Source organism: Pseudomonas sp. NFACC46-3 (genome assembly GCF_900114515.1).
GTDB classification, from domain to species: domain Bacteria; phylum Pseudomonadota; class Gammaproteobacteria; order Pseudomonadales; family Pseudomonadaceae; genus Aquipseudomonas; species Aquipseudomonas fluorescens_Q.
Genome location: NZ_FOTH01000029.1, coordinates 1 through 19583 on the forward strand (window position 1 = coordinate 1; position 19583 = coordinate 19583).

The 19583-nt window shown below is 61.5% G+C and carries 16 protein-coding genes, 1 tRNA gene and 1 pseudogene; 5 read left to right on the forward strand and 13 right to left on the reverse strand.

The annotated features are described in order from the left end of the window. Both BM300_RS31200 and BM300_RS23430 read left to right on the forward strand, forming a co-directional pair. Positions 1-215: pseudogene (locus tag BM300_RS31200) on the forward strand (group II intron reverse transcriptase/maturase); the annotation flags it as partial. 208 nt (positions 216-423) lie between these two features. Continuing rightward, entirely contained in the window at positions 424-582 is a 159-nt protein-coding gene (locus tag BM300_RS23430; protein WP_003177654.1) for a YqaE/Pmp3 family membrane protein, read from the forward strand. A 127-nt stretch (positions 583-709) separates the two neighbouring features. Here the strand turns inward: BM300_RS23430 and BM300_RS23435 are convergent, their stop codons facing one another. The 9 genes from BM300_RS23435 to BM300_RS23475 all read right to left on the reverse strand — a co-directional run bounded on the left by BM300_RS23435 (position 710) and on the right by BM300_RS23475 (position 10911). Next, positions 710-2539 (reverse strand): S9 family peptidase, encoded by a 1830-nt coding sequence (locus BM300_RS23435; protein WP_092464180.1) that lies wholly within the window; start codon positions 2537-2539, stop codon positions 710-712. Then, complete coding sequence (gene pqqE, locus BM300_RS23440) at positions 2505-3674, reverse strand: pyrroloquinoline quinone biosynthesis protein PqqE (protein WP_092146383.1); 1170 nt, start codon at positions 3672-3674, stop codon at positions 2505-2507. The genes BM300_RS23435 and pqqE overlap by 35 nt, the downstream gene beginning before the upstream one ends. Next, the gene (gene pqqD / locus BM300_RS23445; RefSeq protein WP_063324089.1) at positions 3646-3921 is read right to left on the reverse strand and encodes a pyrroloquinoline quinone biosynthesis peptide chaperone PqqD; all 276 of its coding nucleotides are present in this window, start codon (positions 3919-3921) and stop codon (positions 3646-3648) included. Before pqqD ends, pqqE begins: the two co-directional genes overlap by 29 nt. Beyond that, the gene (pqqC, locus tag BM300_RS23450) at positions 3918-4670 is read right to left on the reverse strand and encodes a pyrroloquinoline-quinone synthase PqqC (protein WP_092146385.1); all 753 of its coding nucleotides are present in this window, start codon (positions 4668-4670) and stop codon (positions 3918-3920) included. The genes pqqD and pqqC overlap by 4 nt, the downstream gene beginning before the upstream one ends. Before the next feature lie 11 nt (positions 4671-4681). Further along, positions 4682-5593, reverse strand: coding sequence for a pyrroloquinoline quinone biosynthesis protein PqqB (gene pqqB, locus BM300_RS23455; protein WP_092146387.1), 912 nt, complete (start codon positions 5591-5593; stop codon positions 4682-4684). An 80-nt stretch (positions 5594-5673) separates the two neighbouring features. After that, a complete protein-coding gene (pqqA, locus tag BM300_RS23460) occupies positions 5674-5748 on the reverse strand; it encodes a pyrroloquinoline quinone precursor peptide PqqA (RefSeq protein WP_003177660.1) in 75 nt (24 codons plus the stop codon). A 169-nt stretch (positions 5749-5917) separates the two neighbouring features. Then, positions 5918-8359: a pyrroloquinoline quinone biosynthesis protein PqqF gene (gene pqqF, locus BM300_RS23465; RefSeq protein ID WP_092464183.1), complete on the reverse strand. Its 2442-nt coding sequence runs from the start codon at positions 8357-8359 to the stop codon at positions 5918-5920. 62 nt (positions 8360-8421) lie between these two features. Continuing rightward, positions 8422-9216 (reverse strand): carbon-nitrogen hydrolase family protein, encoded by a 795-nt coding sequence (locus tag BM300_RS23470; protein WP_063324093.1) that lies wholly within the window; start codon positions 9214-9216, stop codon positions 8422-8424. Between the two features lie 12 nt (positions 9217-9228). Beyond that, on the reverse strand, positions 9229-10911 hold the full coding sequence (locus BM300_RS23475; RefSeq protein ID WP_063324094.1) for a flavin monoamine oxidase family protein: 1683 nt from the start codon (positions 10909-10911) through the stop codon (positions 9229-9231). 359 nt (positions 10912-11270) lie between these two features. Between BM300_RS23475 and BM300_RS23480 the strand changes: the two genes are divergently transcribed. Both BM300_RS23480 and BM300_RS23485 read left to right on the forward strand, forming a co-directional pair. Then, positions 11271-11636, forward strand: coding sequence for a type II toxin-antitoxin system RelE/ParE family toxin (locus tag BM300_RS23480; protein WP_092464185.1), 366 nt, complete (start codon positions 11271-11273; stop codon positions 11634-11636). Next, positions 11629-11943 carry an XRE family transcriptional regulator gene (locus tag BM300_RS23485; protein ID WP_092464187.1) on the forward strand — a complete coding sequence of 105 codons (315 nt, stop codon included), beginning with the start codon at positions 11629-11631 and terminating at the stop codon, positions 11941-11943. Before BM300_RS23480 ends, BM300_RS23485 begins: the two co-directional genes overlap by 8 nt. A gap of 121 nt (positions 11944-12064) precedes the next feature. Here BM300_RS23485 and BM300_RS23490 read toward each other — a convergent pair whose 3' ends face one another. Next, a complete protein-coding gene (locus BM300_RS23490; RefSeq protein WP_060743121.1) occupies positions 12065-12526 on the reverse strand; it encodes an Lrp/AsnC family transcriptional regulator in 462 nt (153 codons plus the stop codon). Positions 12527-12561: 35 nt separating this feature from the next. Beyond that, positions 12562-14901: a hypothetical protein gene (locus BM300_RS23495; RefSeq protein ID WP_256575856.1), complete on the reverse strand. Its 2340-nt coding sequence runs from the start codon at positions 14899-14901 to the stop codon at positions 12562-12564. A 360-nt stretch (positions 14902-15261) separates the two neighbouring features. On the opposite strand from BM300_RS23495, the gene BM300_RS23500 reads away from it, so the two are divergent. After that, on the forward strand, positions 15262-15513 hold the full coding sequence (locus BM300_RS23500; protein ID WP_170845954.1) for a helix-turn-helix transcriptional regulator: 252 nt from the start codon (positions 15262-15264) through the stop codon (positions 15511-15513). A 182-nt stretch (positions 15514-15695) separates the two neighbouring features. Here the strand turns inward: BM300_RS23500 and BM300_RS23505 are convergent. Together BM300_RS23505 and BM300_RS23510 are read right to left on the reverse strand one after the other, a co-directional pair. Continuing rightward, positions 15696-15772: transfer RNA gene (locus BM300_RS23505), tRNA-Ile, on the reverse strand. Between the two features lie 15 nt (positions 15773-15787). Continuing rightward, positions 15788-19531 (reverse strand): bifunctional diguanylate cyclase/phosphodiesterase, encoded by a 3744-nt coding sequence (locus tag BM300_RS23510; protein ID WP_092464191.1) that lies wholly within the window; start codon positions 19529-19531, stop codon positions 15788-15790. Positions 19532-19583 lie beyond the last annotated feature (52 nt).

A 19583-nucleotide genomic window follows, 5' to 3' on the forward strand; every position in this document is an offset into this window, starting at 1 on the left:
CCATCTGGCGCCAATGGAAGCAGCCCTCGACGAGGGCGCGCAACTTAATGCGCTTGGGGCTTGGCGAAGCTCGTGCCTGCAAGTCAACGTCGAATGGCCGCGGCCCATGGTGGAACTCGGGGGCGTCGCATATGAATCAGGCGCTGCCGAAGAAACTGTGGAACCAACTCGGACTGGTCTCGATACTGGACACGATCAACGGCTTATCTGCATAACCTGAACCGCCGTATACGGAACCGTACGTACGGTGGTGTGAGAGGACGGCGGATGCAAATCCGCCTCCTACTCGATCCTGCGTTTTTTGTTCCTGGCAGGCGTCCTCCATCGGGGCTGCTTCTGGTTGCGTTTCACTGAACCCTGGCGAGCGGCCTGGGGTCAATGAGCTATATGGCAATTTGGCCATCGTCGATCAGGGAGTTATCCATGGATTTCATTCGTATCATTATCGCCATCCTGCTGCCGCCATTGGGGGTGTTTCTGCAGGTGGGTTTTGGCGGGGCTTTCTGGCTGAATATCCTGCTGACGCTGCTGGGTTATATCCCTGGCATCGTGCATGCGGTGTACATCATCGCCAAGCGCTGAGGCCATGAGGGGATTTATCTGTGGCGAGGGAGCTTGCTCCCGCTGGAGCGCGCAGCGGTCCCAATGTTTTTGCGATTGCTGCGCAATCGAGCGGGAGCAAGCTCCCTCGCCACAATGAGCGCCGTTGTCATAGACCGCAATCGATCACCCTGCGATAAAACAACCACTCATGCTCCAGCGCATGAGCCTGGTTCGCCGCCTTGCGAAAACCATGACGCTCATCCGGGTAGTAGTGCGCTTCGACCGTAACGCGGTTCTGCTCCAAAGCCCTGACCATGTCCCGGGTCTGCTGTGGCACGACCACGGCGTCCAGCTCGCCTTGAAAGAAGATCACCGGTACGCGAATCCGCCCGGCATGCAGCAGCGGCGTCCGGGCGCGGTAGCGTTCGGCATCGTGTTGCGGGTCGCCGATCAGCCAGTCCAGGTAATCCCCTTCGAACTTGTGCGTCGTGCGGCCGAGGGCGACGGGGTCGCTGACGCCATAGAGGCTGGCGCCGGCCCGGAACACCTCATGGAACGCCAGGGCGCACAGGGTTGTATATCCACCGGCACTGCCGCCCCGAATGAATGCGCAGCGACCATCGATCAGGCCTTGTTCGTCCAGATACGTGACCACCGCGCAAGCATCCTCGACATCCACCACCCCCCAGTTCAAGTGCAGCGCCTGTCGATACGCCCGGCCATAACCACTGCTGCCTCGATAATTGAGGTCGGCGACGGCGAAACCGCGTTGGGTCCAGTATTGGATACGCGGATCAAAGATGGGGTAGCAGGCTGAGGTCGGTCCGCCGTGGATAAACACCACCAGCGGCGGTTTCTCGATGGCAGTCATGGCCGGATAAAAGAACCCATGGGCTTCACTTGAGCCTGAGGGGTATCGCAGGGTGCGGGGCCGGCTGATCTGTTCGACGGGCAATGGCGCGACGCCGCCGGCCAGCACCGCCACTTCATGACTATGCCGCTCAATGGCAATGACCGCCGATGGGCCGGTCGGCGAGGCGGCAACGGCGTAGATGAACCGCTCATCCAGCGCCAGGCTGCGAAAGCGGGTGTAGGTGCCGGTGAAGTCCTCAGCGACATCGTCAATGTGGCACAGGTCCAGGCGTCCAAAACCCGCCTCGGTCCAGCTGGCCAGGTACGTGTGTTCGCCCAGCGGCAGCCAGGTGCAACCACCCAGTTGCCACGGCGCTGGGGCGTGATCGGCTTGGGCGGCAGGCAGCGGTTCCAGGCCCTGGGCCGACTCCACCCAAGGCTGCCAGTAACCCCCGCGATCAGTCAGGCAATAAAGACGACTGGCCGCATCGAAGCGCGGTTGCTGGATGGACTCTTCTTCACCGTTGCCCGCGACACAGCGCGGCGCACCCCAACCCGCGGTATTGCGCTCGGCCAGCATCAAGCGCGTTGCGGTCCAGGGTTGATGCGGGCGGCTCCATTCAATCCAGGCGAGCCGCTGGCCGTCCGGGCTCACGGTGGGTGACGCGTAGAAATCCGCACCTTCGGCCAGCAGATGTCGCTGATGATCCACCAGCCCGATCGACACCAGGCGATGCTGGTTGGCCTGTTCTTCCACCGCCAGTACCTGGCCGTCGGCGAAGCTCAGATCCCCATAACGGCAGTCACCCGAGGTCAGCGCTATGGGGCGTTCGTCGTTCAGGGATTGGTGGTACAGCTGCTGGTCGGCCTCATTGACGAACAGCACACCGTAATGGCTCAGGCAGAATGATCCACCGCCGTATTCATAGACCCGGCTGCGCGCGCTGAACCCGTCCGGTGTCAGGCAGCGGGGCATGGCGTCTTGCCAATGCCAGATCCGGCAGGCACCGTCTGCGGGGCGGTATTCATTCCAGAACAGGCCCAAAGGCCCGAGCTGCAGTTCGGCGAAGTCGGTGCCGGCGGCAACGGCCTGGGCGGCGCTGAAAGGCTCAGCCTTTGGCGATGAGGCGCGAGTTTCGTTCATTGCGAAAGGCCAATTGTTCGATGGTTTGCGTGGCGTGCTCGGCGTCTTCACGCGCCTGCAGGATCACCCCGTGATGTTCGGATTTGCTGCACACCGGGTCGGCGTTGCTGGCGTCGCCGGTGAGCATGAACGCCTGGCAGCGGCAGCCGCCGAAGTCCTTTTCTTTTTCATCGCAGGAGCGGCACGGTTCGGGCATCCAGTCATAACCGCGGAAGCGGTTGAAGCCGAATGAGTCGTACCAGATGTGCTGCATGCTGTGGTCGCGCACGTTGGGAAATTGCACCGGCAACTGGCGGGCACCGTGACAGGGCAATGCCGTGCCGTCCGGCGTGACGGTGAGGAAAATGCTGCCCCAGCCGTTCATGCAGCCCTTGGGGCGTTCTTCGTAGTAGTCCGGCGTGACGAAGATCAGCTTGCACGGATTGCCTTGCGCTTCCAGCTTGGCGCGGTATTCGTTGGTGACACGCTCGGCGCGTACCAGTTGCTCCCGGGTGGGCAGCAGGCCGACGCGGTTGAGCTGCGCCCAGCCGTAGAACTGGCACGTGGCAAGCTCGACGAAGTCGGCCTCCAGAGCGATGCACAGTTCGATGATGCGATCGATCTTGTCGATGTTGTGCCGATGGGTCACGAAGTTCAGCACCATCGGGTAGCCGTGGGCTTTCACCGCCCGGGCCATTTCCAGTTTTTGCGCGAAGGCTTTCTTCGAGCCGGCCAGGAGGTTGTTCACCTGCTCGTCGCTGGCCTGGAAACTGATCTGGATATGGTCGAGGCCGGCCTTCTTGAAGTCGCTGATTTTCTGCTCGGTCAGGCCGATGCCGGAAGTGATCAGGTTGGTATAGAAACCCAGCCGGCGCGCCTCGCCGATCAACTCGGCCAGGTCCTGGCGCACCAACGGCTCGCCGCCGGAAAAGCCCAGCTGCGCGGCGCCCATCTCGCGGGCTTCGCGAAAGACCTTGAACCATTGCTCGGTGCTCAACTCCTGGCCCTGTTCGGCGAAGTCCAGCGGGTTGGAGCAATATGGGCATTGCAGCGGGCAACGGTAGGTCAGCTCGGCCAGCAGCCACAGCGGCAGGCCGACTTCAGGCTTGGGCGGCAGCCCGTTGGTCTCAGACAAGTTCGATCCAGTGCTGTGCACGGGCGACCTCCATGAATTGCTCGATGTCGTCACCGAGTTCCGGCACGTCGGGAAACTGCTTCGCCAACTCGCCGACGATGGCCGCGACATCCCGTTCACCGTCGATCAGCCCGCCGATCAGCGCAGCGCTGTCGTTCAGCTTGATCATGCCTTCAGGATAGAGCAGCACATGGCCTTTCTGTGCCGGTTCGTACTGGAAGCGATAGCCAGGGCGCCAGCGTGGGGTTTGGCTGCGGTTAAAACTCATAAGGTAATTCCTTTGTGCCAAACCCGTTGGTCGGTCACGCTGTGGTAGGGCGGGCGGTTCAATTCATAGGCCATGCTCATGGCGTCGAGCATGCTCCAGAGGATGTCCAGTTTGAACTGGAGAATCTCCAGCATTCGCTCTTGCCCTGCGCGGGTGGTGTAGTGCTGCAAGGTGATCGCCAGGCCATGCTCCACGTCACGCCGGGCCTGGCCCAGGCGGGTGCGGAAGTATTGATAGCCGGCTGGGTCGATCCACGGGTAATGCTGCGGCCAGCTGTCCAGGCGCGACTGGTGGATCTGCGGGGCGAACAGTTCGGTCAGCGAGCTGCTGGCGGCTTCCTGCCAGCAGGCCCGCCGGGCGAAGTTGACGTAGGCGTCCACGGCGAAACGCACACCTGGCAGCACCAATTCCTGGGAGCGCAGTTGATCGGGGTCCAGGCCCACCGCCTGGCCCAGCCGCAGCCAGGCTTCGATACCGCCGTCTTCGCCGGGCGCGCCGTCATGATCGAGCAGGCGCTGGATCCACTCACGGCGGATCTCCCGGTCCGGGCAATTGGCCAGGATTGCGGCATCCTTGAGCGGGATGTTGACCTGATAGTAAAAACGGTTCGCGACCCAGCCCTGGATCTGCTCGCGAGTCGCGCGGCCCTCATACATCGCCACGTGATAGGGGTGATGGATGTGGTAATACGCGCCCTTGGCACGCAGGGCAGCTTCGAACTCGGCGGGGGACAGGGGGGTGTCAGTCATTTCCGTTGCTCCTACAGTTCAATACTCATGCCGTCGTAAGACACTTCGACATTGCGCCGCACCAGCTCGGCCCGTTCGACGGAGTCTTCATCGAGGATCGGGTTGGTGTTGTTGATATGAATAAGGATCTTGCGCTGATTGGGCAGTCGCTCCAGCACTTCCAGCATCCCGCCGGGCCCATTCTGTGCCAGGTGGCCCATTTCCCGGCCAGTGCGGGTGCCGACGCCACGGCGCTGCATTTCATCGTCGTCCCACATCGTACCGTCCACCAGCAGACAATCGCTGCCGGCCATGATCTCCAGCAACGACTCGTCGACCTTGCCCAGGCCCGGGGCATAGAACAGTTTGCCTCCCGTGCGAAGGTCTTCGACGATCAGCCCGATATTGTCGCCCGGGTGCGGGTCGAAGCGGTGCGGTGAATAGGGCGGTGCGGCGCTGCGCAGGGGCAGCGGGGTGAAGCGCAGGTTCGGGCAGGCCGGGATGGTGAACGATTGGTCGAGTTCGATACGGTTCCAGCTCAACCCGCCGTTCCAGTGGGTCAGCATGTTGAACAGCGGAAAGCCTGTGCTCAGGTCTTCATGGACCATGTCGGTGCACCAGACCTGGTGCGGGCACCCTTCGCGCAGGCTGAGCAGGCCGGTGGTGTGGTCGATCTGGCTGTCCATCAGGATGATCGCGCCAATGCCGGTGTCGCGCAGGGCCCGGCCCGGCTGCATCGGGGCGAACGCCTGGAGCTGGGCGCGAATGTCCGGGGAGGCGTTGCACAGCACCCAGTTCACACCGTCATCGGACAGGGCGATGGACGATTGGGTGCGCGCCTGGGCCCGCAGGCTGCCGTCGCGAAAACCTGCGCAATTGGCGCAGTTGCAGTTCCACTGGGGGAAACCGCCACCGGCGGCAGAACCTAGAATCTGGACGAACATGGCTGCTCCATCTGCAAACCGAAATAAAAACGCCTCGGCTGGCCGAGGCGTAGTGCTGCGTGCTTAACCGCCTGCAGCATTCAACGGCTGGCGAAGTACATGGTGACTTCGAAACCGATACGCAGGTCGATATATGCGGGTTTGGACCAGGACATGGGAATACTCCTTTGGTTGGGATGCTTTCGTTAGTTGGAACGGTTGAGACCTATACATATAGTCCACCTCCGCGCGGAGATGTTCAGATGCTTAGGCGGCTATGTTACTAAATCTGACAGATCGTTCGCCGCGATTCTCGAAGAAAGCTCATTACGGCCGCTGCAATGATCACTGCGGCGCTTGCCAGCGCTCTCCCGGACAGGCTCCGTTGCTCAGGCAATACCATCCCCCTTCAGCCTCGATCAGACGTTGGGCGGCTCTTTGTAGCTGCGTGCGATCCAGGTACACGATGGCAGCGGAGAGTTGTTCAAGATAATCCGACGGGTGGCCGGCCAGCTTGCCCTGCCAGAGCAGCTCGGCGGCCTGGGCGCAGGGCAGGGCGGTGCTCTGGAGTTGGGCGGCAAGCGCCTGCTGCTGGCCGGTCAGGGAAACATCATCGAGTTGCTGGAGCAACGTCGGTAACCCGGCCAGGAACTGTTCGATGTGGGCGCTCAGTTGCGTCGCCGAAAGGCTGGGCGATTGGACGCCGAACAATATCCCGGTTTGCCCGTCGATCTGCTTCAACCCACTGAACACCGCATAGCCCAACTGCAACTCGACGCGCAGGCGCTGATAGAACGGCGTCTGACACAGCTGTGCCAGCAATCGCCAGGCGGCTTCGTCGGCCAGCGTCAGGGTGGCTGTCGGGCAAAACAGCAACACGGCCGGTTCTTCGCCGTGAGTCTGGAGTGTATGCCAGAGGCGTTGCCCGTGAGGTGCCGGCGCCAGGCTGGCTTCATCGCCGGCAATGCCCGGCACTCGGGCCAGCGCAGGGCCCAACGGCCCTTGGGTGGCCGCCGACAGGCCGATGCACAGCCCGTCCCATCGGGCCGTTGTCCACACGCTTTGGTCGCTGTCGGGCATTGGCAACGCTGACGCTTGGCGGTTGGGGTGGCAGTGATCTGGCAGCGCCTTCAACAGATGCCGAATCGGCATCGGCGGGGGTTCCTGACTGGCCAGGGCCATTGGCAGCGGTTGCGCAAGCTTCGTCAGAACGTGTTCGAGCACCAACGGTATCGGCGCCTGTAAGCCAACCAGTTTCAGTAGCCATTGATTACCGGAGGACTGGAAGCTGACATCCACGCCGGCCTGGCGAGCATCCTCTCGCACATCCTGCAGGTGCCGGTCGAGCCTGGATTGAAAGTCCTGCGGTGTCTGGGTCGCCAGTTGCCAGCGCAGGTACACCGCGCCTTCACGACCGTTGTCTGGCAGCGCCTGGCTGAACTGCATGGGTGAGCGTTCCCGACGCCCCCGGGAGCGGTCCTGGGCGAAGGTTCGCAAGCCGCGGTGGGCGCTGGTCTGGCCGCGTATCAGCCCGGCGCGGGGCGCTTCGCTTGGCGTTTGCAGGAACGCATTGGGTGCGGGCAACTGCCAGGGTTCCACGACGTTATCGGCGGGGTGCAGTTGCCTGAGGATTTCCCTGAGCCTCACGAGGTCGTTTGCCAACAGCGGCCCGTCACGTCCTTCACCGTCCCAGCGGGCCACCTGCAAGGCCGATCCTGTCTCCTGCCGGCGCTGCAACAGTGCGGTGAATTCCTGGCGCAACGGCGCCCAGTCGTCCTGGGCGGCAAAGAACCCCAGCCAGTCGTGCAGCAACGGCTGGATTTGCGCCGATGCCGGAGCGTTGGCGTGCTTGAATTCGAGGTGCAGTAGCGCCTGCCCGGCAAACTCATACAGCGCGGTGGCCTTGAGGCTGTCAGCCAGGCCGCGCTGACGCAACGTGGCGAGCAAGCCGCCCGGTTTGCTGGAGTTCAGCCACATACAGAGAAAGTCCAGGGCTTGAGGCGAGGCGGCCGGTAAATCTTCGAAGGCGAACAGCAGATCAAGGCAACCCTCGCGGGCCTGTTGATAACTTGTCGGGGACGATGCCATCAAACTTGGTGGTGCCGGCCTGGCAAGCGCTTCACCGCCAGGTAGGTGCCTGCCGAACTGTTCAGCCAGCGCTTTCAAGGCGTCGATGCTTTGCGGGCCGGCCAGGCTCAAGGTCATCTGGCCGCTCTGGTAAAAGCGGCGATAGAAGTCGTGCAAGGCGCTTTGGAATTCGCTTTGCGCCACCGCGAGGCTGTCGCGATTGCCGGCATGAAAACCCCGCAGCGGATGGGTCGCCGACAGGCCGTCGTGCAGGGCAAGCTGCCGCTGGGCTGCTGCATCCTGGGACCAGGCGATGAACTCGGCGTGCAGCACTTCTCGTTCGCGCAACTGATCGGCCTCATCCAGGCGTGGGTGAGTGAGCATGTCCCCCAGCCGTTCCAGTCCCTCGGCGAAGGTTGCGGGTGGCAATTCGAAGAAAAAATCCGTGGTGCGTTCGCTGGTGCGTGCATTGACCTGGCCGCCATGGCGCTGCACATAGGCCATCAGGTTCTCCCCAGCGGGAAAACGCTCGGTGCCGAGGAAGAACAGATGCTCGAGCAAGTGCGCCAATCCCGGCCAGGCCAGGGGCGCGTCATGGCTGCCAGCCGCGACTCGCAGTACTGCAGCGCTGCGCTTGAGGCCTGGGACGTGACGCAATGTCACCCGCAAGCCGTTGGCCAGGGTTTCAGTGTGGGGGCGGAGGGAGTCGGGGGCCGGCATGAGCGCTTCCAGAACAAAGATGCGCTCATGCTAGCGGATTAGGCCGCGTTCTCAATCCTCAATCAGTGTTTGTGCAGGTCGTCGTAAAGCTCAGGGCGGCGATCGTGCAGGTAGTTGTAGGCCGCGCGGGAGTCGTCCATCAGTTGTCGATCCAGTTCTGCGACGATCAAGGCCTCATCCAGCCCTGCAAGCGCCGGGCGGCTGCCATTCGGTGCGGCGATACTGCTTTGGCCGCAATACTGCAATTCACCTTCGTGGCCGCAGTAATTGGCGTACGCCACGAAACACTGGTTCTCGATGGCCCGGGCCCGCACGGTGACGTCGGCGATGAATTCGTAAGGTTGCATGTTGGCGGTCGGCACCAGGATCAGCTCGGCGCCGGCCAGGGCCAGGCGTCGGGCATTTTCCGGAAATTCCAGGTCGTAGCAGATCAGGAGGCCAAGCTTCCAGCCATTGAGCTCCACGATGGGCAATGCGGCGTCGCCGGCGCTGAACATGGCGTGATCGAGGTCGCCGAACAGGTGGCTCTTACGGTAGTTGGCCAGGCGCTCACCCTGGGCGTCGATCAGCTGCACGGCGTTGTAGATCTGCCCGTCTTCGCCGCGCTCAGGGTAGCCGTAGACAATCGCCAGGCCGGCGGCCTTGGCAATGCGGGCGATCTGTTGCGCCCACTCGCCGTTGTAGACCTCGGCCAATACATTCACCGCGTCGACGCCGATGTTGTAGCCGGTCATGAACATCTCCGGCAGCACCAGCACATCGGCGCCCCTGGCTTCCAGCGCCACCTGGTGCAGGCGGTGCAGGTTGCCGGCCGGATCCAGTGGCAGCGGTGGGCATTGGTAGAGGGCTACGCGCATCGAAAACTCCTTTTATTCGGGCAGGGCGATCGGACCGATCTCGTGGAACACATCACCAGGACCCGGGTTCTCGGCGTGAGTTTCACCGCCGAAGTGCTTCATGATTCCCCACACGGCATTGAGTGAGGTCTGTACCGCGCCTTCGACCCAGGCCGGTGTCCATGAGACGTCATCACCGGCGATAAAGATCCCGCGTTGTTCGGCCGGCATGTCGTCCTGCATGAAATGCGCATACATACGCTGGTTGTAGCGATAGTGGCCGGGCAGGGCGCCCTTGAACGCGCCGAGGAAATGCGGGTCGGCTTCCCAGGACACGGTAATCGGATCGCCGATGATCCGCGCGGCGATGTCCACCTTGGGATAGATTTTCTTCAGGGCATCGAGGGCCAGCTTCACGCGTTTTTCCACCGGGTGCGGGAGCATTTTTAGCGCGTCGCTCATCCAGGAATACGATAGGCAAATCACCCCTGGCTTGTCGTCCCCGTTGTCGAACAGGTAGGTGCCACGGGTAAGACGGTCGGTCAGGGTCATGCTCATCAGGTCGCGGCCGGTCTCCGGATCCTTGTCCTTCCAGAATGGCCGGTCGACCATCACGAAGGTCTTCGACGATTGCATGTAGCGGGTGCGGTCCAGGGCCATCCACATTTTTTGCGAGAACAGCGCTTCTTCACATTCGATCTGGGTGGTCAGCAGCCAACTCTGGCAGGTGACCAGCACAGCGGCGTACTCGCGGGTGTTGTCCCAGACGTCGGTCACGCTGAATCGGCCATCAGCCGCACGGGCAATGCGCTTCACACCGCTGCGTGGGGCACCCAGGTGCAGCGAATTCAGGCTGGTCCCTTGCGGCCAGTGCGCGCAGCGTTCCGGCACGTGGTTCCAGATGCCGTGGGGCACCTGCTCGACGCCGCCGACCACCAGGTGCTGGTGGTCGTCGCAGTTGGTCATCACGACACGGAAGATTTCCAGCATCGAATTGGGGAAGTCCGAATCCCAGCCGCCGGTGCCGAAACCGACCTGGCCGAACACTTCGCGGTGCTGGAAAGAGAGCTTGGCGAAGGCCTTGGAGGTGGCGACGAAGTCGTAGAAGGTGCGGTCGTCCCACAGTGGCACCAAGGTGTTCCACAGCGCCTTGAGGCGTGGCACGTCGCGGTCGCGGATCGCCTGCTGGATGTCGCCGAAGCGCGAGCCATCCTCCAGCGCATCGGCCCAGGCGTCGGCGACTTCCTGGAACAGTGCGGGAAGGTCCGCCAGTTTCTGTGCGTAGTAGGTCTGGCCTTCCAGGTCGATGACCGTGCTGCCGGACGCGGGGGTCAGCGGGTTGGGGAATGGTTTGGTCTCCAGCCCCAGCTTGTCGACGTAATGGTAGAACGCGGTGGAGGACACCGGAAAACGCATGCCGCCCAGCTCGGCGATCACCCCTTCGGCGCCATTGAACGCTTGTGAGCGCAGGCGCCCACCCATCTTCGACGCCTCGTAGACCACGGGTTTGAGACCCAGCTTCATCAGCTCGTACGCCGCCACCAGGCCGGCGATCCCGGCCCCGACAATCGCCACTTCGGTACCGTGGTTGTGGGCGGGTATGCTGCCCAGGCCAGCCGGATGCTCGATCCAGTCGTCAAAGGCGAAAGGAAAGTCCGGCCCGAAAATGGTGATGGGCTTCTTACCGTCTGCTGGGTGGCGATTGTTCTTGTTCATGGCTGACCTTGATGGGCGACTCGACGCGGTGTTCGCGTCTGAGTATAGGAAAGATGCCAGCCATTCTAGGGAGGGTGGAACACGTTAATAAGACACAATATGTCGTCGTTTTGAGCGTATGGCAGTCATTTTGATCTGTTCATAAATCATAATGACGAAACCTGTCCACTGTGGGAGCGAGCTTGCTCGCGATAGCGGTGCGTCAGTCCATGAAGGTGCTGAGTGGATTAACGCCATCGCGAGCTCGCTCCCACAGAAACGCGCCCTAACAATTGTCTGCGCGATCAACAGCAACAGATACCCGCCGAAACTCCTATGGTTATTCCCTTGAGGTTATATATCCTGGGTGGCATATTCGTATGAAATGGGACGTTGAATACACTGACGAATTTGAGTTGTGGTGGGACCGTCTCAGTGAGCCAGAGCAGGACTCGGTACAGGTTTCGGTGATGCTGCTCGGCGATACCGGGCCGTATCTGGGCTTTCCTCACACCAGTGATATCAAAGGTTCGCGTCATGGCAACCTTCGTGAGTTACGGGTGCAACATGCAGGTAGGCCTTATCGTGTGCTCTATGCGTTTGATCCACGACGCTGCGCCATCCTGCTGATCGGGGGAGACAAGACCGGCCAGGACCGTTGGTATCAGCAATATGTGCCTTTGGCCGAACGCCTCTATGACGAGCATTTGGAAGTATTGGAGAGAGAGGGCTTTGACCATGGCTAAGAAATTTTCCGATTTGATGGCGCGTCGTTCGCCTGACTCCCAGACGCGTGCACAGGCTCTGTATCAGCAGTTGCGTGCAGAAATGCCGTTGCACGAGTTGCGTCAGGCACAGGAGTTGAGCCAGGAGGCCTTGGCCAAGGCACTGCATATCAACCAGGCGGCAGTCTCGAAAATGGAGCGCCGTACAGACATGTACATCAGCACATTGCGCAACTACATCCGGGCCATGGGGGGGGAATTGGAGATTATCGCGACCTTCCCGGAGGGGCAGGTCAGGATCGAAAATTTCTCCCATCCAACACCGTAACTTACGTTGTTCCCAGTGGGAGCGAGCCTGCTCGCGATAGCGTCGGTTCAGTCAGCGCTTTCATGGACTGACAGACCGCCATTGCAAGCAAGCTCGCTCCCACAGGTCAAGTACGCAGGGCTTAGACTGGCTGGCCTCGATCGATCTTGCTGCTGAGGATGATCGAGGTGGTGGTCTTTTCCACGCCGTCCACGCTGCCGATCTGGTCCAGCAACTGGTCCAGCTGTTCCGGCGAGTCCGTGCGCAACCAGGCGACATAGTCGAACTCACCGCTGACCGCGCACAGTTGCTGTACCTGGGCCATGGCGCTCAAGCGTCGCAGCACGTCCTTGCCGGAACGCGGCTGGACCTTGATGCCGACGTAAGCCTGCAAGCCGCCGTCAATCACCCGTTGGCCCAGGCGCACGCCATATCCGGTAATCACCTTGGTCTTTTCCAGGCGCGCCAAGCGCGAAGTTACGGTTGTCCGGGCGATACCCAGCTGCCGGGCCAGCATGGCGACGCTTTCCCGGGCATTGATTTGCAGGGCCGCGATCAGTTGGCGGTCGATTTCGTCGAGGACGGGAGGGCGGGTGTCAGGCAAGGTGGGCTCCGGCGGGGGCATCGGTGGCGAGCATGTTACAGGCTCTCGCGTTCGAAATAGCCAATGGCGGGTAAGGTCAGCGCTCGCCAGGCAGGGGCCAGGTGTACTTGCGAAGACCTGAGCCAGAAACCGTCCTGGCACACCAGCTGTTCAGCGGGCGCTTGCAGCAAAAGGGTCAGAGGCAATGACTGTACCGAACCTGGGTCGTCATTGTCCTCTGCTTCCCAATCGCGCTCGAAACACCGTACATGCAGCTGTTCGTCGTCGAAGCTTTCAAACAGCGGCCGATTGCCCAGCCACTGCGGATGCACCCGCAACGTGTGTTCCTGGACATCCAGGAGCAGCAATTGCCAGCCTCGATAACTGCCACACTGTTCTGTCACATCGGTTGCCATGCAGGTCAGGGCCAGGTAACGGCTATCCGTCGACCAGATCATCGACGGTGCCAGATCAACCAACGCGCAGCCTGAGGCTGTCAGCAAATGGCCTCCGAGCCGGGGCGCCTGTGCACGCACCCAACTGTCGGCATATTCCGTTTCGCTGCCGAACAGCCAGGCGGCATCCTGATGGTCGGGGGCAGGCTGGATGAAGTCACCGTCGGCGTTGGCCACTTGCGGACAATCCACCAGGCGCCAAGGGGCAACGCTGTGCAGGTGTGTATCGCTCACCTGCAGCTCCACGGTGTTGTAGAACAGCCGGGATTGTTCGTCGGATTGAAAGAACGAAGGGACGCTATCGCTCTGCGGCGCGGGGATGTTGAAGCGTTGCAGTGCGCTGCTCTCCAGGTCTTGATCAAGACGTCCGGCAACCACTGCCAGGCTCAGCCGGCCGGCGCGGAAATCGAGCAGGCGGGCGACCCACATCGCGGGCCCCTGCAGCAGCTGTCGTTCCTTCAGATCGGCGACCACCCCGTGGGTTGCGACCGTCGTGGCACCGTCGAAGGGCAGCAGGGCCAGGTAACGCCCGCAATCGGAGACCCGATGGTCCAACAACCAGCGGCCAGGTAATTGCCAGTCGCCGATCTGACAGCGATAACCGCCCAGCCCATCGGGATTATCGCCAAGCCAGGTCAACCGCGCGCGCACCCCGTCCTGCATCGGCTGCGTCTCGATGTACGAGTCACCGCGCTGGCCTTGGCTGTCCAACGGCATGGCGATGGTCATGCGGGTCAGCGCAAATTCGCCAACCTGCACGCGACCTTGGGCGTCATGATCGACCTGGGTCTCGGTATCGCCGTGGATGCTGTCCAAGCGGTAGCCATAACGCCCGGAGCCCGGTCGCGGATAGTCAAGGTACGAGCCGATCTGCACATGGCTTGCGTCGAGACCCAGCAACTCGTGCCAATAGAAGGACGGTTCCGTTTCGCTCTTCACCCAAGGCGAGGGCAGGGCGCGCCAGCCCAGGTCTAGCTGCCACAGCCAATACTGGTCGCCGTCTGCATGAGGGGTTTGTTCCTGGGCCAGACACACCAGGGCGCGTTGATCGCTGCTCCATACCAACGGCGCATCGGCCGCCATCAACAGGCTGGACGGTTGCCCGTTGACGCTGATGGCGTAGCGCGGTGAAACCAGCGGTTCCAGCGGCTGGGCCAGGTCGCGAAATGTCGCGGGCAAGGCAATGTCGCCCCGCAGGCAGTGCTGGCCGTCCACAGAACGCCGCTCGAAGGTATGTTGAACCTGCTCGGGATGCCAATCGGAGTCCAGCCACAGGTCGGCGAAGGCGACCAGGTGGGTAACGCTGGCCGTCTGGAGCAACTCATCCAGTCGGATTTCGCGAACGCTGTCGTCCACCAGCGGGCTATGGCGCCCGCTCAACACGCCGAGATCAAAAGCGTCCAACTCCCAGAGCTCGCTGTCGGCACAGCGGTACACCTGGCGCTGTTGACGATCGAGGACGACCAGCCCCCAGTTCTGCCGGGACGGTACGGTCGCCGCAAAATAGCGCCCGTCGCGGGAGAACATGGACGAAGAGCCAAGGCCTTGCAGGAGCACGCCATCGGGAAACAGATAGTCGCAATAAGTGGGGCCACCCATGGCGATTTCACTGTGGTTGAACACCCGGATCGGCTCGCCTTCAGGCGTCAATTGCGGCTCGCTTCCACCCCAAGCACTGGCGCCTTTGCCGGAAACGGACGCCAAACCCAGGCGCCGCTCCCAGGCACTGACACACACCAGGCCGCCGCCGATGCTGGCGATGGCCGCCAGGATGCCCCACCACTCAGGCAAGGCCCGACCCACACTGAAACCCAGGCCGAACACGGCGCCGACGATCAACCTGCCACAGACTCGCCCGGCCGACAGAAAACCGAATCGTGCGGCAAACCCCATCAGCAGGCCGAAGAACAACACCGCCAGCAAAGCCAATGGGGGAGGCAATATCGTGACGAAAAAAGCCGGCACCAGCAGGATGCCGAGTTGCCAGAACAGTTCAAGAAACAGTCGGGAGAGGCTGGGGCTGGCGATGATGGGGATCTCGCTTGAGGAAGGTTGAACGGGCCTCGCCCGTCGTTAATTCCCCAGAGTATTACTTCCAGGTGAGTCGAGGAACAAGGAAAGGGGGCGGCCAGTTGCCAAAGTTGCTATCGCGGTCAAGCAACGGAGAGCTTTTGAAGTCGATTCGGGGGACGGATGTTCCGGTGAAAGGTGAGCACGTTAACTTCGAGGGCATATCTGCTTTGATTTTTTGGGAAGTTAGGTATACGTTACATTTAATCTTATTTGTCTTGTATACATAACATGGATTATTCCCTCATCCTCATGCGTCTGGGCGAGCAGGTTCGCAAGCGCCGCCGCAATCGCGGCCTGACCCAGGCCAATCTCGCTACCTTGGCAGGTGTCACTCGGCAGAAGGTCATTGCCATCGAAAAGGGTGACCCGTCGGTGGGGATGCTTGCCTATGCACGAGTCCTGGGGGCCCTGGATTGTGAGTTCGCCGTGGTACCGGCTGCGATGCCTACGCTTGAGGAAATCCAGGGAGTGTTCGACTGATGACGACCAGTTGCAAACACTGGAACAAGTGCTGGCCCGCTTGACTGAACTTTGTGAACAGGCACCGAATGTGGTCGCAGCCATCAGGCAGTGTGCAGAGCCGTTTATTAAGACCTTCGCCTAGGGCGCAAGAGTCAACAGGCTCAAGAATGCAAAAGCCGCGCAATGCGCGGCTTTTTGTATGGTGGGCCCACACGGACTCGAACCGTGGACCAAAGGATTATGAGTCCTCTGCTCTAACCAACTGAGCTATAGGCCCTCAGTAGGTCGCGGATTATAGCGACGGTTTCTCGGCTGTGCTATCCGAAAAATCCGATACGCGCACACGAAGAAACGTTGCGGCGAACTCCTCGGCGCACAGGGGCAGGCTGACGATGTAGCCCTGGATCTGTTCGCAACCTTCCTCGGTCAGGAATTGCTGTTGGGCCAGGGTTTCGACGCCCTCGGCGATGATGGTGAATTGCATGCTGCGGCCCAGGGCGATGATTGCCCGTACGATGGCCGCGTCATGGGGGTCGTCGGGCAGGCCGCGGACGAAGGATTGGTCGATCTTGAGGATGTCCAGTGGCAGGCGCTTGAGGTAGCTCAGGGAGGAATAGCCCGTGCCGAAGTCGTCGATGGCCAATTGCACGCCGAGTTTTTTCAGCTGGTGCAGCACTGTCAGGGCCTCTTCGGCCTGGCTCATGATGAAGTTTTCGGTAATTTCCAGTTGCAATAAGCCGGGTTCGAGCTGGTGCTCTCGCAGCAGTTGTTCGATGCGCCCCAGTAGATTGGGTTGACGCAACTGGGCTCCGGCTAGGTTGACCGAAAGAGGGCCGAGGCTGTCGTAGGCGTCATTCCATTCACACAGCTGCCGGCAGGCGCGCTCCAGTACCCAGTCGCCGATTTGCAGGATCATGCCGTTTTCTTCCGCCAGGGGGATGAAGTGTTCCGGCGGCACGTCGCCAAACGTGGGGTGCGTCCAGCGGATCAATGCTTCGGCACCTACCAGTTGGTTGTCGACGAGGCTGATTTTGGGTTGGAAGGACAATGACAACTCGTTGCGTTCAATCGCCCGCCGTAGCTCATGCTCCAAGGCCACTCGCTCGCTGGCCTGGGCGGTGAGGTCGCGGGTATAGCTTTCCACCCGGTTGCGTCCCTTGGCCTTGGAACGGTACATCGCCGCGTCGGCATTCTTCACCAGCGTGGCGACGTCGCAGCCGTCCTGCGGGTAGAGGCTGGTACCGATGCTGGCACTGATGAAGAACTCGTGCTCGCCGGCCTGGAACGGAGCGGCAAAACAGTTCAACAGTTTTTGGGCGATGTGCTCCGCATCGCTGGGCTGTTGCAGGCCCGGCAGCAGGATAATGAACTCGTCGCCGCCCAGGCGCGCCACGGTGTCGATGTCGCGCAACTGCTCGCGCAAGCGCACGGCAATGCCCTTGAGCAACAGGTCGCCGACCGGGTGCCCGAGGCTGTCATTGATGTGCTTGAAGCGGTCCAGGTCCAGGAACAGCACGGCACCCTGGCTACCGTTTTCCTGCTGGCCATTGAGAGCTGCCAGCAAGCGGCTTTCGAACAGCGTGCGATTCGGCAGGCCGGTCAGCGGGTCGTGGTGGGCCTGGTAGTCGAGACGGGCCTGGGCGTGTTTGAGGCTGGAGATATCGGCGAAGACCGCGACGAAATGGGTGATCTGTCGGTCCCGATTGCGCACCGCGCTGATGGTCAGCCAACTGGGGTACAGCTCGCCGTTCTTGCGTCGGTTGGAGATCTCTCCTTGCCAGTGCCCTTCGGCCGTCAACTGATGCCACATCGCGGCGTAAAACGCGCTGTCGTGCAGGCCGGAAGCCAACAACCGGGGCGTATGGCCCAAGGCTTCGGTTTCGCTGTAGCCGGTGATTTCGGTGAAGGCTCGGTTTACCGCGCTGATGTGCTGTTGCGTATCGGTGATCAGCACGCCTTCGGCAGTGCTTTCGAACACGGTGGCGGCCTGTTGCAGTTTCTCCTGCATGAGATGGCGTTCGGTGATGTCCCGGGCGATGGTCAGCATGCAGTTTTCGTTGCCGATGGGCAGCGGGCGACTGGAGACTTCGCAGAGCCGGATCTGCCCGTCGTTGCGACGGATGTGGCAGCTGAAGTCCCTGACGAAGCCGTCCCGCTTCAGCAGGTCGAGCATCTGCTTTCGCTCGTTGAGGTTGACCCAGATGCCCAGGTCCAGGGTAGAGCGGTCCACCGACAGGGCACTGTTGAAACCGGTAATGCGACTGAAGCCTTCGTTGACTTCGATCAGCAGGCCGTCGCTTTGCCGGGACAACAGCAGGCCATCGGGCGAGGCGTGGAACGCCTTGGCAAACTTCTCTTCGGATGTCTGCAATTGCTGCTGGGTTTCCTTGAGCTGGCTGATGTCCCGCACCACCACGACCAGGGCTGGCGTCGTGTCGAGGTCGAAGGGCTCGGCGGAGATCAGCCCGGTGAACACCTGGCCATTGCTACGGCGGAAGGGCATTTCCAGGTTGCGAATGCTACCGGCCTGCAAGCGCTGCAACAGGCCCGGCCCCACGCCCTGGATGCCCCAGATATTCAGTTCGGTTGCGCTGTGTCCCACCACCTCGGCGGCGCTCAGGCCGATCTGCTCTTCGAAGGCCTTGTTGACCTCCAGCAGGCAACCGTCCAACAACCGTGCAATCACCAGGATGTCCGGGCACTGGCGGAACACCGAGGCAAATTTCTGCTCCGAAAGGCGCAGGGCTTCCTCGGTGCGCTTGGCTTCGCTGATGTCGATCATTAGCCCACGCATCACCGGTTCGTGCCCGTGTTCGATCAGGCTGACAATATCGCGCACCCACAGGCAACGGCCATCGGCAGTGATCACACGATAATCGATGCAGTGGTCGCGACCCGCCAGCACTTCATGATCGCAATAGGTCTGGGCACGGATCAGGTCGGCGGGATGAATGATGTTGCGCCAGAAGCCCGGTATCAGCCAATGGGAAAGGGGATAGCCCAGCAAGTCTTCGGCGTGGGGCGAAACGTAGCTGTAAGTGAAGTCGCTGACCCTTGCCTCCCAGGCGATGGCCGACAGGCTCTCCACCAGCCCACGGTAATGGTATTCACTGCTGCGCAGCTCCTGTTCCAGCTCGACCCGCCGGGCGATTTCCGAGCTGAGTCGGCGGTTGATGCGAATCACCACTGCCAGTATGCCGACCAGGAGCAGCAACGCAGGCAGGCCGTAAAGCAGCAAGTCTGACCAGAGCTGGCGGTAGTCGTGCACATTGCCGACCCACTTCTGCTGGATCTCGGCAACTTCGGCGGGGCTCATGTCCGCCATGACCTTGTCCAGGATGCCCACCAATATCTTGTTGTCTCGAGGGACGGCCATTGCCAACTGATAGCGATACGGCGTTTCCCCGCTGACATAAAGGCCTTCGAGCTTGAGTTGACGCAGGCTCCAGACGCTGGAGGCCAGATCGCCCACTACCGCGTCCACCTCGTCGATCGCCAGGGCTTGCAGGGCTGAACTGACGTTGGGCAGCGCCACGAGGTTCAGGTCGGGGTGGTGGTTGCGCAGCAATTCATGGGGGGCATAGTTCTCCACCACGGCTATTTTCAGCCCGTACAGTTCCTTGAGGTTGTGCGGCTGGGCGCCACCGCGGTGGGCCAGGATGACGATGGGGAAATCCAGGTAAGGGCGGGTAAATGCCAGGTAGTTCTGACGCTCCGGTGTAGACATGATGCCCGGCAAAAGGTCTATCTTGCCCTGTGCGACCTGCTCCAGCACGGCGGTCCAACTGACCGGCTCGATGGGTGTGAGCTTGATGGCCAGCCGTTCACGAATGATGTCGACGTAGTCGGCGGCCAAGCCCTGATAGCGGCCCTGGTCGTCACGAAACTCAAACGGCGGCCATGAGGCATCGACACCCAGGCGCAGGTCGGGGTGGTCCTTGAGCCAGCGGAGCTCCTCGTCGGTGAGCGTCAACGCGCCAGCTGTTGCGGTCCAGGTCATCAATGACAGCAAAAGCGCGGCCGTCAGTCTGGGCATCACTGTCTCGTCATGGCTTGGTGAGGATGATTCGAGTGTAGACGGGCAACAG

What these genes read in the sequence shown, in the direction of transcription:
- BM300_RS23430 (WP_003177654.1), top strand. Translation starts at nt 424, where the DNA reads ATGGATTTCATTCGTATCATTATCGCCATCCTGCTGCCGCCATTGGGG.
- BM300_RS23435 (WP_092464180.1), bottom strand. Translation starts at nt 2,539, where the DNA reads ATGAACGAAACTCGCGCCTCATCGCCAAAGGCTGAGCCTTTCAGCGCC.
- pqqD (WP_063324089.1), bottom strand. Translation starts at nt 3,921, where the DNA reads ATGAGTTTTAACCGCAGCCAAACCCCACGCTGGCGCCCTGGCTATCGC.
- pqqC (WP_092146385.1), bottom strand. Translation starts at nt 4,670, where the DNA reads ATGACTGACACCCCCCTGTCCCCCGCCGAGTTCGAAGCTGCCCTGCGT.
- pqqB (WP_092146387.1), bottom strand. Translation starts at nt 5,593, where the DNA reads ATGTTCGTCCAGATTCTAGGTTCTGCCGCCGGTGGCGGTTTCCCCCAG.
- pqqF (WP_092464183.1), bottom strand. Translation starts at nt 8,359, where the DNA reads ATGCCGGCCCCCGACTCCCTCCGCCCCCACACTGAAACCCTGGCCAAC.
- BM300_RS23470 (WP_063324093.1), bottom strand. Translation starts at nt 9,216, where the DNA reads ATGCGCGTAGCCCTCTACCAATGCCCACCGCTGCCACTGGATCCGGCC.
- BM300_RS23475 (WP_063324094.1), bottom strand. Translation starts at nt 10,911, where the DNA reads ATGAACAAGAACAATCGCCACCCAGCAGACGGTAAGAAGCCCATCACC.
- BM300_RS23480 (WP_092464185.1), top strand. Translation starts at nt 11,271, where the DNA reads ATGAAATGGGACGTTGAATACACTGACGAATTTGAGTTGTGGTGGGAC.
- BM300_RS23485 (WP_092464187.1), top strand. Translation starts at nt 11,629, where the DNA reads ATGGCTAAGAAATTTTCCGATTTGATGGCGCGTCGTTCGCCTGACTCC.
- BM300_RS23500 (WP_170845954.1), top strand. Translation starts at nt 15,262, where the DNA reads ATGGATTATTCCCTCATCCTCATGCGTCTGGGCGAGCAGGTTCGCAAG.
- BM300_RS23510 (WP_092464191.1), bottom strand. Translation starts at nt 19,531, where the DNA reads ATGCCCAGACTGACGGCCGCGCTTTTGCTGTCATTGATGACCTGGACC.